A 14,421-nucleotide genomic window follows, 5' to 3' on the forward strand; every position below is an offset into this window, starting at 1 on the left:
GGGCCAATGCTCTGCAAGGCTCAATCAGTCAAACAAAAGCGATCTCGGCCTAAGTGTTTGGCCTGATAGAGGGCAGCATCTACCCGGCTGATGAACCCATAGGGCTGGTCGGTGGTTTGGGGGGAGTAACAACCAACCCCCATACTGATAGTAATGTGGGGGCTAACCTGGGAAAAATCATGGGGTATCCCCAGATCGGCAATGTTGTCGCGAATTCGCTGGGCCACCTGAATCGCCCCTGGGGCATCGGTCTCAGGCAACAAAATGGCAAATTCTTCCCCACCGTAGCGGGCCACTAAATCCTTATCGTGGCGCACAGCTTCGCTGATGGCTTCGGCCACCTGACACAGGCAGCGATCGCCCTGAGGGTGACCATAGTTGTCGTTGTAGGGTTTGAAAAAGTCGATATCAGCCAGAATCAAGCTGACCGGAGTTTGCTTCAGCTGGGACCGTCGCCAGACTTTGCCCAGCACTTGATCAAACTGGCGACGGTTGGCAATTTGGGTGAGGCTATCGATGGTAGCCTGGCGGCTTAGCTCAGCATTGACCTGGCGCAGTTGCCGATGTAATTCCGCCTGGCGGGCTTCGGCCTGTTTTTGATAGGTGAGGTCGGCGTTTACCGCTGACACCCTCACCGGCTGCTGATCTTGGTCGCGCACAATTAGGCCCCGGGTGAGTACCGGTACATAGTGCCCCTGCTTATGCTGCAAGCGCGACTCCACTGTGAACACCTCCTGGTGCGACGACAGCGCCTCAGACATAGTTTTTTCGATCCGGGCTGTGTCATCTGGGTGCAGCAATTGCCTCCATAGCTCAGGCTGTTGGGGCAGTTCGCTGGGACTGTAGCCCAGCATCGTAAACCAGCGGGGGGAGTAATAAATCGTCCCCTGCTGCACATCCCAATCCCACCAGCCGTCGTTGGCGGCCCTCAGAGCCAACTGCAACCGCTCTTCGGATGCCGCCAGGGCCTGCTCCGCCCGTACCTGGGCATCAATATCTTGAATCGAGCCGTATAACCGCAGGCAGGTTTGCCCATCAAATTCCCCTTGCCCCTGGGTGCGTACCCAGCGGGTGCAACTGTTGGCGGTAATTAATTCCACGGTAATGTCCCAGGGTTGCCCTGTGGCAATGCATCGGTCTACCACCTGGCTAACGGTATCTCGACTAGGTCCTGGCTTATAAAAGGCGATCGCCTGGTCTAGGGTGGGTTCAAAGTCGGGGCCGACTTCGTGGATGTCGCGGGTAATTCCCGTCCAGGTCAACTGCTGGGTGACCAGGTCTAAGGCCCAGCCCCCCACCCGGGCCACCCGGTTAGTTTGCTCTAAGAATTCTTTAGTGCGCCGCAGTTCCCGTTCAATCTGCTTGCGATCGCTCAAATCTCGCCCTTCAGGGATTAGCAACGTTACCTCACCGGTCGGGCCAAACACTGGCCGCAGGGAAAAGTCAATGGTGATCACCTGGTTTGCTTGTCCCTTAATCTCTACCTCATAGCGGATAAACTCCCCCTGGGCAGCGGCCGCGATCGCGGCTTGGAGTTGTTGCTGGGCGGCCTGGTGATCTCGCCACCAGGGGGTTTGCCAATAGGGACGATTGATCACCTGTTCCCGGGTGGCGCCAATGAACGTCAGGGAGGTTTGGTTGGCTTCCAGCAAGGTGCCGTCGGGGGACAACAAACCAATAAATTGATACATCTGGTGAAAAATTGCCTGAAAGCGCTGCTCGCTTTCCCAAAGCGCCGCCTCTGCCTTAACCCGATCGGTAATGTCCCGCACCAAAATCAGCACTTCGTCCTGGGTCAAAGGCACAATCCGGTTTTCTTCGTACCGCAGTTCCCCACTCACCTCCAGAACTTGCTCATACTGCTGATATTTGCCGGTATCCAGGGCGCGCTGCACATAATCCATCCGCTTTTGGGCCTGGGGCAGCGGCAGGATGTCGTACATTGAGCGAGAGTCACAGCCAAAGGTGTTGGGCAGCAGTTTCACCTCCCCCCCAGAGATCACATCCAGTCCTACCCCCTGCCGATTGACCCGCATGATCAAGTCAGGGATGGCTTCTAGCATCGCCCGTTTGGTCGCTTCGCTATCTTCTAGGGCCTGTTCTGTGGCCTTACGGGCGGTGATATCTCGCACAATATAGGTGACTTCATCCGCTGCTGAGGGCACCATCCGCCCCTCAAACACCACCTCTTTGCCGTCAATCGGCAAGGTGTACTGAAATTCTTGGAGGGTTTGGGTGGCTAAGGTGCGGTTAATATGCCCCCTAAACATGTCTGCAATCGGGGGGGGAAACATTTCGTCTAAGGTGTAGCCGACAATTTGGTCAATGGGGCCGTAGATTAAAGTTGGATTGGCGGCGTGGTAATCCAGATAGGTGCCCTGTTGGTTGATCCGAAACACTAAATCGGGGATAGCATTAACCAGAACCCGGTGGCGATGTTCACTGGCGGCCAGGGCTTGCTCAGCCGCTTGGCGCTCGGTTTCTTGCTGCTTCTGTTCACTAATGTCTTGGATCAAGGCAATGTCGGCAATGGGTTGACCTTGCTGATCCCAAAGAACCGATAGCACCGCTCGGCCCCAAAACACCGTGCCATCCTTGCGGATATAGCGTTTGTCGAGGGTAGCCGATGTCATTTCACGCCGGTAGAGGGCTTGCAGCACTTCGTTAGAAGCCGGTAAATCCTCAGCCCAGGTGACATCCTGAAACCCCAGACTGAGTAGTTCTGCTTCACTGTACCCCAACATCCGGCAGAAGGCCTGGTTGACCCGCAAAAACTGACCCTCGGGGCTGGCCTGGTTCACCCCAATGGCCGCCTGGTCTAGAATCGCCCTATTTTTTGCGGCACTGGCCCGCAGGTCGGCTTCCAATGCCTTGAATTTACTGATATTAGTGATTGTTCCGTCAATCCGTAGCGCCTGGCCCTCCGGGGTGTAGACCAGACACATGGTGTGGCGCAGCCAGCGGGTTTGCCCATCCGCCAGGCGAATGCGATATTCCAAACTGGCGGTGCCGGTTTGAGGCAGGTGCTGGATGGCCTGCTGCACCTGGGGTTGATCCGCCGGATGGATCAGGGTTAACCAGAGGTTCGGATCCGCCCGGAAGGCGGCAGCCGGATAGCCATAGATGTGCTCAGTGGCATCATTGCTGTAAAGCACCTGATGGGTGATGGGGTGGATAGACCATACCACCCCTTCCACGGAGTTTAAGATACTGTCTAGCCGCTGTTGTTGCTGCTCTAGTTGCGATCGGGTAATGGCCAATTCTTGAGCCCGATCAAGGGCCCGTTGCTCCAGATCTTGGGCCAGTTGCTGGTACTGGGCTTCGGCTTGCTGGCGATCGGTAATGTCGCGCAAAATCAACCAGTGGCGGTGAGCGGCCCCCTGGGCCGTAACCGTGAATTCCACCTGACGCCGGGCTCCGTCAGCCCGCTGGATGGTGGTTTTGCCACGCCGTTGACTGAGGGCTGGCAACGATACCCAGTTGGCGGGATTAACCGCCTTCGGGGGGAACAGATCGAGCACAGAACGACCAACAATTGCCTCGGGCGGTACACCAAAAAGATCCCCTGCGGCTGGGTTCGCGGCTACGCAATACCCCTGATCGCTGGTCACCACCATGGCATCTAAGGCCAGGATAAAGGCGGGGCTGTGGTATTGGCCTTGCTCGATGTCGTCTAACCCCAATGAACGGTTGGAGACACTGGCAGCAACCCTATTGCGACTGTGGCTGACGTCATCCTCTGTGATCTGACTATCCTGTTGGGTCATTGATCCCAGGCTCCTAGGACAGGGTGATGGGATGGTGGGGCAACACGATCCACCACAATAAATGTGAGATAGGGAGACGTAACGGTTACCATCTGGGGCCGTCGCTGCTTGGGGGCAAGGTTATAACATTTAATGATTTTAGGGTGCCCAGTGTCGGCAGAGTTATATCTAAGGGTTTAGGGGGGAGAAGAAGAAGGCAAGCAATAGCGATCGCGCCCTGCTTGTTTAGCCTGGTAAAGGGCCTGGTCAGCCATGGCCTTGAGCACATCGGGGGACAGGGAGGGGGCAGGGTGCCAACAGGCCAACCCCATACTTAGGGTAATGTAGGGCTTGATCAGTGACGTTCGGTGGGGAATCTTGGCGGCCTCGATTTCCCGGCGAATGCGCTGGGCGGCCCGGATCACCCCGGCCATGTCGGTGTTGGGCAAAATTACCGCAAATTCTTCTCCGCCGTAACGGGCTGTCAGGTCTGCCGGTCGCTTGATAGAGCGGGTGATGGCCTGGGCCACCACCACTAAACAGTCATCTCCGACCAGGTGGCCATAGGCGTCATTGTATTGTTTGAAATAGTCGATGTCGCAGAAAATTAGCCCCAGGGGGGCCTGCTCGCGGCTGAGGCGGCGCCATTCTTGCTCAAGATAGTCGTCAAAGTAGCGTCGGTTGGGCAACCCCGTCAACTTATCGTGGGTGGCTAGATGTTGCAGCTCTTGGTTGGCCTGTTGCAGCTTGTGATATAGCTCCGACTGCTGAATCGCAATCGCCAGGTGGTTAGCTAACTGAGTTAGCATATCGATGTCCGATGGCTGCCACTGTCGGGGGCGATCGCACTGCTGGCAAGTCAACAAGCCCCACACCCGATCATCCTGGATAATCGGAATAGCCAGATTGGCCCTGACCTGGATCTGCGCCAGGGCGTTGACATAGCAGTCCGCTAATCCCGAGGTGTAAATGTCCGCCGTGATCTGGCAGCGTCCCTGGCGATACTCCGCCATGATCGGGCTATCGCGGTGGAAGCAGTGGTCCACAATCACCCGTCCCTGAATCGACCCATAGCCCTGGCTGACAGATTCAGCCACGACCCGGCCTCCTTGGGCGACATCCAGGGCATACACTAAAACCCGCTGGACTTCCAGGATCTGGTGTAACCCTACCACCGCCTGGTTTAAGACATCTTGCAAATCCAGGGATTGAGAAATGCGCTGGGTGACCTGGGCCATCAGCCGATCTCGCTGGGCCTGGTGCTGAAATTGTCGTTCGGTGCGTTTGCGATCGCAAATATTTTGACCGATGCCAATAATACGACCATCAGACAGACGGATATTGGCCCAGGCCACATCAATTGCATCACCTGCAGCGGTGTGGGTTTTGAGATCGCGCCACTGACCGTTGGCCCGTTGAATATGTTCTAGCACCGCCTGGCGGTAGGCCGGGTCAGGATAGCAGGCGATCATCAGATCCTGCTGCTGCCACTCTGCCAATGACCAACCCAGTTCAGCTTCCATAGCTTGATTAATGTACTCAATCCGCCCCTGGGCATCAAAAATCGACAGCATCAGGGGAATGTTGTCAAAAACCGCTTGTAGGGTTTCCGCCTGTTTGCACAGGGCCGCTTTAGCCACCACGGACTGGGTCACATCCCGCACCAGCACCAACACTTCATCCCCTTGCATGGGCACAATCCGCACTTCTTCGTGCCGCAGGGCGTCTTCGATGGCAATGTCCTGCTGGTAAATTTGGCGCTGGCCTGTGTCTAAGCATCGCCGCACATACTCAATTCGTAAGTCCCCCAGGGGGGCGGGCAAAAAGTCATAGATTGAACCATTACGGCGATCTTTCACCCCTTGCCACATTTGAACATTGCCGCCCGTAATCAAATCAAGGCACATACCCTGGCGATTCATGCGCATCAGTAAATCCGGCGTGGCTTCGACCATGGCCCGGTGGGTCGAGGCCTGGTGGGCGGTGGTCTGGGCCGCCCAGGTCGACAGATGTCCTTCCACCAGTAGCCCTTGCCCCCCATTGCCCAGGGGTAGTCCTGTGCCTGTCCAACCCACAACTTCCGGGTCCTGGTCGTCAAGGACTGTCTCCTGAATGGTGTTCCCCTGGCTCAGCTGGGCCTGGTACTGGGCCAAACGCTGGGCGAGAAGATTGGGTTGCCGCTGGTTCAACCGATTCAGGTGAGCCGCCAGGGTGGCGTCTGGCCCCAGGGTGGCGGCGGCAGGGTTGGCCCATAGCAGGGTAAACGGGTCAAGTTGATAGATCCAAATGGGCGTTTGCAGCAGCTGAAACGCCTGATATTCTGCTGGTAGGCCCCCCTTGACCATCGCCTTTCTTAGTTAGTCCTGGCTGCTTGGTAACTGCGATCGCCCCTGACCACGCAAACCCAGCCTAACCCGGTAAACTGGTTAAGCCTGGTTGCTAAGTCACCTCTATTTTCAGGGTATCCACTTCATCTAGTATGCCCAAGCCGGTCAGGGGCCCATCTTAATTTAACCGCCTAAGCGTCCAGCCTAGGCGTTATGTCGTAGTCATTCCCCAGCCCTTTGGCCATCAACGGTGTTGGGCCAGCACCTCAGCCATAGCCTGAAGCAGGGTATCGACATTAGCTCGGTGACTGTTGTAGCCCATGAGACCAACTCGCCAAACTTTGCCCGCTAAATCCCCGAGTCCGCCGCCAATTTCAATGTTATGGTCCATCAACAATTGACGGCCAACGGCCTTGGCATCGACCCCATCGGGTACCCGTACCGTGGTTAGGGTGGGCAGACGCCACTCTTGGGCCACATGGCAGGTCAGCCCCAGATCTGCTAAACCGGCCCAAAAATACTCTGCGGTCTGCTGATGTCGTTGCCAACGGGCTTCTAACCCTTCTACGGCCAGCAGCCTCAAGGCCTCACGTAATGCATAGGTGAGGTTCACGGGGGCGGTGTGATGATAGACCCGCTCTGGTCCCCAATATTTGCGCAGTAAAGCGGCATCAAGGTACCAGTTGGCCACCGGCTGCCGACGCTGTTCTAGCTTAGCCACAGCCCTTGGCCCCATGGTAAATGGCGAAATGCCAGGGGCACAGCTCAACCCTTTCTGGCCACAACTGTAGGCCAGGTCCACCTGCCACTCATCCAGAAAAATCGGCACTCCCCCCAAGCTGGTAACCGTATCGACCACCAGCAGACAATCCTGGGCTCTACAGGCGGCCCCTAAGCCAGCCAGGGGTTGGCATACCCCGGTTGAGGTTTCGGCATGGACAATGGCCAGCACCGCTGGCTGATACTGCTCTAGGGCGGTGGTTAGTTGATCGAGGCTAAAGGCTTCCCCCCAGGGACGGTGAATGGTGCTGACGTCAGCCCCATAGCGACGGGCCATATCCACCAGCCGATGACCAAAGTAGCCATTGACGGCGACTAAAACGCGATCGCCCGGTTCAATCGCATTGGCCAGGGTGGCTTCCATCGCCGCTGATCCGGTGCCAGCTACAGCGTAGGTCAACGGGTTTTCAGTTTGCCAGGTATAACGCAGTAGCCCCTGTACCTCGTCCATGATCGCCAGGTAAGCCGGGTCCAGGTGACCGATAGGCTGGTGGTTCATGGCAGCAATTACCCTGGGGTCAGCATTGGACGGGCCAGGCCCGAGCAGGCACCGCTGGGGCACCTGGAGCGGTTCTAGCCGCTGTAAACTCCCTGGGTTAATAATGGGGGTACTCGAAGAAACTGTAGTTGCCATGGTGATTAGGATCTCTCAACATCCGCAGGTAATGGTGTAGCCATTCTCCTATGGAACCGTAGCCATTGCATCTAAACCGTCCGTAGCCAAACCATAAATAAGGTGCCTGACCCCTGGGTAAACTCTGCCGGGACAGGGTTGACCCAATGGTCAATTTGTACCGGGCTAATTACCTCGATGTGGCCACCCATCGCTTGCACCAGATCCTGTACAATCGCCAGCCCTAGCCCGGTGCCCGGAATATCACTATCCGCCTGTACCCCCCGATAATGACGATCAAAAATATGGGGCTGATCTTCCAGGGGAATACCCGCCCCCGTATCCCCCACCGCAATACCCTGGTACACCTCGCCGTTAATGGTTTGGACCACCCCAGCGGTCACCCAAATCAGCGACCCTGGCAAGGCATATTTGACGGCATTATCTAACAAGTTACTAATCACTTCCCGCATCGCCTGAGGATCCAACCAGACATCTGGCAAGTCTGGCGGAATATCTTGCACTAGTTCCAAATCGCGATCGGGCAGTAGCGCCATGGCTGACTGAACCAGTGGAGTAACCACCTCAGCCATGGAACCTGCCCTTACGGCTAAGGTGCGCCCCAGGGGATGACTGGGGTCGTTAACCTCCGTTACGACGTTGGCAGGGGGAAAGGTAAGGTCCTCCGGATGACTGGGCAATAGTCCTGCTAAGGGAGGCATCGCGCCAGGGGGATGACGGGCCTCGTCCCCCTGGGCGACCGCGTCATCAAAGTGCTCAGCCAGGTCCTGGAGCCGCCGACTTTCTCGCACGATGCTCTCAGCGATGGATTGATTAGGGTCGTCAGCCCCCATCCGCTTCAGCATCAGCTTGCCAAAGGTTTGCAACGCCGTCAGGGGATTACGAAATTGATGCAACAGATCATGGAAGGTGGCTGACTGGTTGGCTTGGGTCAGTTGCTGCTGGCTAAATTGTCGTTGTAGCCACTGTCCTCGCCGATCCATCACACAGGCGATCGCCAGGGTATTTGCCACCCGCTCCGCCTGCTGGTATTCCGCCTGACTCCAGGGGGAGGCTGGGCGAGTGCTCACAATCACCCCTAAAATCGCGCCTTCGTGGGCGATGGGCAAGACCAATGGAGTATCATCTAGGGTATCGTCAGCCTCGGGCGACACGTCATCCTCCGGCTTTTTTTGGGGGGGGTGGTCAGCTGATAACGATGCTGAGGCCAGTGATCTGGAATCCGTCTCAGATGTTCCTAGCAAATTACTGGCCCCAGATTGGGGGTTCGCTTGGAGCGCCCCATCTGGCCCGGCCATTGTGGCCAGTATTTCGTTCAAACTAGTCCAGGTGGCTGCTGTATCTGGATAAGCGACCAAGGGAACCAGGGTCGGACTCACTGGGCTGACCGATGGCTCAGCTAAGTAGACCACCGTAGAGGTTGCCCCCAAGGCCTGGGTCAACAGGAGAACCTGTGACTGGCATAGGGCAATAAACTCTGGACTGGCGGACGCCATCATAGGGGCAACAATGAAGTGTGACGGAAGGAAAATTAAAGTTTTGTCAAATTTCTAACAGTTCTGTTCAAGGATAACCCGGGAAATTATCGCTGTAACCCTTGCTTAGCAATGATCATACGTAAATAAGGGTAATTTTTAAGAGAAGTTGAAATTCTTATTTTGAGCCTATATACTTGGCCTGGTTAACTATTTTTGTAACCAAAACTACATCCAAATATCCATAGAGAGGGAGGTAGGCAACTTGGCAAGGAGACGCAAGCGCAAGAGTCGCCGTCGGTTAGAAGGGCGCCGTATCTTAGAGGCTGTTCCTCAGTATAGTATCGAGAGTGGCAATGAAAAACCTGTAACCGCTGCTCGCAACTTCATTCACTCTGAAGGCATCGCTCCCCCAGCGTTACTGCTGGTTAAGCGTAACGAGCATACTACCGATAGATACTTTTGGGCTGAAAAAGGTCTGTTCGGTGCTCAGTACGTTGAGGAGAATCACTTTCTTTTCCCCAGCTTGAGAGTCTTACTGGGTGAGGAAGAGGATGCGGCTGCAGTAGAAGCTGTAACTCGATAACGGTGACTCGATAACGGTGATTGAGTCATAGTATGACTCAATCACAACATCTGGCTGCGCCACATATCTGGCAAACGCCATAGGGCCTGATAAGAGAGTGTTCCAGCTAAAAGCCTATTCAAGGTTTTGATGTAATCAGCCATATAGGCTGCGCTCAATAGCCTAGATCAGGATGCTTTTTTAGATGGAATGACCCTAAGGGGCTAGTCTTAAAGGCTAGCCCTTTTTGATCTGCCGTTGGCACTAACCAGGGTTGGATTGAGAGGCATGGATGGGTAACAGCTCTTGATCTAGGGTTAACGTTATGACTTTCCCAAGGATTTTTGTAGCGCAATTAACTCATCGCGATGGGCAATGACAGTGAGTTGGCTGTGTTGCTCTAGGGCGGACAATGACTCTGGACAGACCTGTACGGTGACTTGCTCTTCTCGACCGGCCCGCTGCCAGTAGTACAGCCCAGCAGCTGGGGCAAGCAAAATTAACCCCATAAAAACTCGTCCATAGAGGGGGAATAGACTTGCCAACACCAGGGCCAAACACAACGCTCCTACAGCAGCCAAGGTGGTCAGAAAAATGGCTAAAAACCAACTAGGCCGCACAAAGCCTTGAAGCGCTAGAGTGTTGGCCTCACCATTGACGTCTTGGGTAGTGTAGGCTCGAGCTTCAAAGTAGGTTCTCAACTCTTGTAACAATAGCTGTGGGGGAGTTTTACGGTGTAAGACCAACGTTTCGGTGCGATCTTTGGTGGATGCCCGAATGAAAAAGAATAACCCTACCATCATTAGCAGGGTTAGAAACAGTGTGGAATAGGTAACGGTATTGGTCACAACCTTGCTAGTCCCTAGAGTACTGAGTCTAGGGTACTGCTTCTTAGGGTCTAGGGGACCACATGGCAGGGCTGACCTCATAGGCTAGTTTGGTCGAGTCCCCCATGTAGGTGCACCAAAATTCGGCCAATTCTTCAGCCTGTAGACGCCAGTCGGGGTTAAGCCGATACATGCGCCGGGGGCGACCACGGCCTTCAACTTTCTTCCAGTATCCGTCAATCGCGTTTTCGTCTTCTAGAAACTTCAGGGCACCATACAGCACGGTATCGGAGAGCCGGTGGTGGGTATACTGTTGGCTCAAACGCTGAATCAGCTCGGTGCCGTAGGAGTCTTGCTGCAGCAGTACGGCCAGTACGTAACATACGGCCAATTCCTTGTTCAGGTAGATCGGCGGTGGATCCTCGAAAAACTGGTATATATCCTCAAATTTCATGGGATCGCTCCAGGTATTTTATAGGTTGATCTGCCTGAACCGGTAAACCAAAACGAACCCTGGACCACTGCTAAACCAGCCAATGGAGCCATGGTGTTTTGAGGCAAGGATTCATCCAGCTTGTCAACACTGAATGTCGCACCAGGCAGGGGGAGCAAGTCTGACGATGCCAGCCGACTTAACCCACTCCAACGATGGAGCAGTTAACCGGATAACCAAGGAGTCCAGCCATCAGTTGAGATGGGTGGTCTTGATTGCGGCTTTAGTTTTGGATCCAAAAGAAAATACTCTTTTAGGATGCCGGTCAGATTTGTAGGTTAATTCTAATCACAGGTGATCCCCACGGGGTTGATGTGGCCCCAGATGGTAACTAACTGCAAATTTTTTTAGACATTATTAAATATTCGCCGCCAAAGAATTTTCAGTCGACAAAATTCTAACCAGAAAAAATATTGGTTAGTGGTCTGTCAAAGCTAGAAATTAGGATAAGTGCTTTGCAAAAGCCTTTTATCTTCAGCGGGGTTGCCTCATCACAGCAGCAAGACTTCCGATCCCCTCCCTAGGAGGGCGAGGTGGGTCTCTTCGTGTTTGAGTTGACCCACCCCTACCTACTTCGACAGGTTACCCTTCCTTCGACAAGCTCAGGACATCGTCTGGGGTCGCTACGCGCTAGCGAAGCCATGCCGCAGGTATACAGCACAGGTACTCCGACAAGCTCAGCACAGGCCTCCCAAGGAGGGGATTTCGGACTTAATGATGCCAATTTTCTACAGATGCCAACCCTAAAATTAAAACTTGACGCTGCACTAGCACTCTAGGGCGGAAATAAACCTACCACTGATTCCTTTGGAAAGCCTTGATGGGCTTAGGGTTCCCTTTCTGCCTTCATCCTTCTGACTTCTGCCTTCCAGTACTAGCTGGCCCTAGGGGTTGACAAGCTAGAAATGGGGGAGTCATCCAGGTAGCAAGCAACGGCCATTGTTACTGTTGGGGTGGTTAGGGTTAGGGCCTTAGAATGTCAGGATTTGGGGAGGTTAGGGCTCGGGTGGTGAGGACCACCCGGCCATTTCGCACGGCCACAACATCAATATGGAGGGGACCAGCAGTATAGATGTCGCTAGCGGCGATCGCCTGTAGATCAACCGCTTGTCCTGATTGTTTAATCATCTCTAAAAACTGCAAAAGGGTTTCGGTACGGTTGTCAGCAACCTGCAGGTTGTCCACGACGACACCATCTTGACGGGCCCGAAACTGAGTTGCCACCATCAATAGGTTAAGGCGTTCAACCAGCTCCTGGTCCCGAAATGGTGGGGAGTCGAGGGCAATGGTGGCCAGCCGCTCGCCCACAGGATACACCTGCTGGTTAGGAGATGCATCAATAAAGACCTGGATACAGGGGTCAGCTCCTTGCGTAACACAGGGCTCACCCGTGACGTAGTTAGCCGCTGACAGCAGACGAACCAGGTACTCATCGCCAGTACCCAGTCGCTCAATTAACCGTTCGACTTCGCGACTACCAATGAAAATCGCCTGGTGGTCTCGCGTCGTACCGGGAGCTACCGCTTGCAGGACCTGGCGGTTAGCTTCAAATAAGAACTGGCCCATGTACTCGGTGGCCTGCTCCCGGTTTTCGGCCCGCACAATGCCGGATAGAATTTCTTGGTTACGAGCTAGGGCAATATTGCCTAAAAATAGGCCCTGGAATTGGCGCTGTAGATCACTCACCTGGAGCTCTAAGCGCTCTTGCTGAGCCTCTAGATCCGCCAGTCGCTGCTGCCGCTGGGCAATGTCTTGATCCCGCTGGGCAATGGTTTGGTCGAGCTGGGTAATCTCCTGGTCGCGCTCGGCAATTTGGGCCCGAATGGTTTGCTGCTGCTGCTGCAACCGGTCTCGTTCGGCCCTCAGGTCGTCGGTGGACTGGCGTAGGCTCTCGGCTTGTTGGGAGACGGTTTGGAGTTGTTCGCGGGTTTGTTGCAGTTGGGCTTGGGTGAGCTCTTGTTGGGTTACGGCCTGGTCTAGGGATTGATTGATCTCTTGCAAGCGCTCTAGAGCCCGCTGCCGTTCGCGAGTGGCCGACTCTAGATCATCTTCGACTTCTGTCTGGGTAGCTCGGGCGTCTTCCAAATCTGCTTGAGCGCTGGCTAAGTCCGCTTGAATACGGCCCAATTCAAAAACGCCAGTGCGCAGTTGGCTGCTCACGCCAAATAATATAGCCAGGGTCGAGGCCGAGATTATACTGCCAGTGGCAATGCTGACGACCGTTGCAGTTTGACGAGGGCGCAGGTTGAACAAACTCAGCCGAGCTTTACCGACTCGCATGCCAATGCGATCGCCCAGGGTGGCAATCACCCCCCCCAACATCAAAACCGCCAGTATCAGTACGTACCCAGGAAGCATTCACTAGCCATTACAAAACCTGCATACACTCTACTGTATGGCTTAATCAACAGTGACATGCTTGAGGCCACCTATCCCCAACCTTATCTGATACGTCCCAGCTTGAGGAATACGCCCAAGACAGCCCTAGGTGAACTGTTGACTCAGATTTACGGGGTCGTGGACGGTGATTTTCTTTTTGTAGATAGAAATCATACCCTCCTGTCGCAAGTCCCCCAACAGCCGAGTCACCGTTACCCGGGTAGACCCAATCGCTTCGGCTATAGCCTGGTGGGACAGCTTCAGGTCAATGGTGATGCCGTCTTGGCTGGGCACCCCAAAATCGCGGCAGAGAATCAATAAAAAACTGACTAAGCGGGATCCCATGTCACGGTGGGCCAGGGTTTCAATCATCATCTCGGTTTGCAAGATACGAGACGATAGGCCTCGAAGCATCAGCAGAGCCAGTTCAGGATTTTCTTCTAAGGCTTGCTCTACCTGTTCAATCGGTACTGACAACAGTTCAACTGGCGTAAAGGCAACGGAATGATAGAAGCGATCGGAACGGTTCCCAGTAATCAGCGAGAGAACCCCAAAAACACTATTCTCACGGAGGAGAGCGACGGTGATTTCTTCGCCAGCCTCATACACCCTGGATAGCTTGACAGCTCCCTTTAATAAAAAGTAGACCCGTTCTGCCGGATCCCCAGGGAAGAAAATGGTTTTTCCGCGCTCATAGGACTCAATTACCGGGGGAAATGCCCCACCGGAGAGTTGACGAAACACACTGGCAAGCGGCTTATCTTGGGTCACTACCATAACGTTTTGCTAAGAGCATTACGGGAAATCAACGCTGAGAGCATCACGGGGAATCGATCATTATCAGAACAACGGTCACCGCTGCATGTCACCAAGGCTCACTGAAAAGCGTGTTTGGACATTAAGCATAAAGCAACTTTGCCAACTTGATGCATTCTGTAATGCGAGCATTCCATGACTTTAGAACACTTAACCTTAACTACGAGGCTGACGTTTGTATAACACACTACTAGGCTGCGGTCATCCCTCTTTTCTTTTAGCCAAAACAAAATGCAAGCGGGTATGACCATAGCCTAGTGCTGGCTAGCAGAACTATGACGACCTGTGCTGAGAGTGTCAGGTTCTAGGTGACAGGATTAGTTGCCGACATTTGCCGCAACACGATGTACGCCGTAGCACACTGCACTAAAGTAGTGCT

General features: G+C 54.4%; 9 protein-coding genes. 1 reads left to right on the top strand and 8 read right to left on the bottom strand.

Annotated features, from left to right (window positions below; genetic code table 11):
- Positions 1–20: 20 nt before the first annotated feature.
- The 4 genes from E1H13_RS05515 to E1H13_RS05530 form a co-directional block, all read right to left on the bottom strand.
- Positions 21–3,767 (bottom strand): PAS domain S-box protein, encoded by a 3,747-nt coding sequence (locus E1H13_RS05515; RefSeq protein WP_169612408.1) that lies wholly within the window; start codon positions 3,765–3,767, stop codon positions 21–23.
- A 176-nt stretch (positions 3,768–3,943) separates the two neighbouring features.
- Positions 3,944–6,091: a diguanylate cyclase gene (locus E1H13_RS05520; protein ID WP_169612409.1), complete on the bottom strand. Its 2,148-nt coding sequence runs from the start codon at positions 6,089–6,091 to the stop codon at positions 3,944–3,946.
- Positions 6,092–6,317: 226 nt separating this feature from the next.
- Entirely contained in the window at positions 6,318–7,487 is a 1,170-nt protein-coding gene (locus tag E1H13_RS05525) for an alanine--glyoxylate aminotransferase family protein (protein WP_169612410.1), read from the bottom strand.
- 71 nt (positions 7,488–7,558) lie between these two features.
- Positions 7,559–8,986 (bottom strand): GAF domain-containing sensor histidine kinase, encoded by a 1,428-nt coding sequence (locus E1H13_RS05530; protein ID WP_169612411.1) that lies wholly within the window; start codon positions 8,984–8,986, stop codon positions 7,559–7,561.
- Between the two features lie 241 nt (positions 8,987–9,227).
- Between E1H13_RS05530 and E1H13_RS05535 the strand changes: the two genes are divergently transcribed.
- Positions 9,228–9,548, top strand: coding sequence for a DUF3155 domain-containing protein (locus E1H13_RS05535; protein WP_169612412.1), 321 nt, complete (start codon positions 9,228–9,230; stop codon positions 9,546–9,548).
- A 302-nt stretch (positions 9,549–9,850) separates the two neighbouring features.
- Here the strand turns inward: E1H13_RS05535 and E1H13_RS05540 are convergent, their stop codons facing one another.
- The 4 genes from E1H13_RS05540 to ntcA all read right to left on the bottom strand — a co-directional run bounded on the left by E1H13_RS05540 (position 9,851) and on the right by ntcA (position 14,003).
- Positions 9,851–10,375, bottom strand: coding sequence for a cofactor assembly of complex C subunit B (locus E1H13_RS05540; RefSeq protein ID WP_347404124.1), 525 nt, complete (start codon positions 10,373–10,375; stop codon positions 9,851–9,853).
- 43 nt (positions 10,376–10,418) lie between these two features.
- Positions 10,419–10,808 carry a PadR family transcriptional regulator gene (locus E1H13_RS05545; RefSeq protein ID WP_169612414.1) on the bottom strand — a complete coding sequence of 130 codons (390 nt, stop codon included), beginning with the start codon at positions 10,806–10,808 and terminating at the stop codon, positions 10,419–10,421.
- Between the two features lie 1,002 nt (positions 10,809–11,810).
- Complete coding sequence (locus E1H13_RS05550; RefSeq protein ID WP_169612415.1) at positions 11,811–13,205, bottom strand: DUF3084 domain-containing protein; 1,395 nt, start codon at positions 13,203–13,205, stop codon at positions 11,811–11,813.
- A gap of 126 nt (positions 13,206–13,331) precedes the next feature.
- On the bottom strand, positions 13,332–14,003 hold the full coding sequence (gene ntcA, locus E1H13_RS05555) for a global nitrogen regulator NtcA (protein WP_169612416.1): 672 nt from the start codon (positions 14,001–14,003) through the stop codon (positions 13,332–13,334).
- Positions 14,004–14,421: the final 418 nt, after the last annotated feature.

Origin of the sequence: Nodosilinea sp. P-1105 (assembly GCF_012911975.1) — a bacterium.
Lineage (GTDB): Bacteria > Cyanobacteriota > Cyanobacteriia > Phormidesmidales > Phormidesmidaceae > Nodosilinea.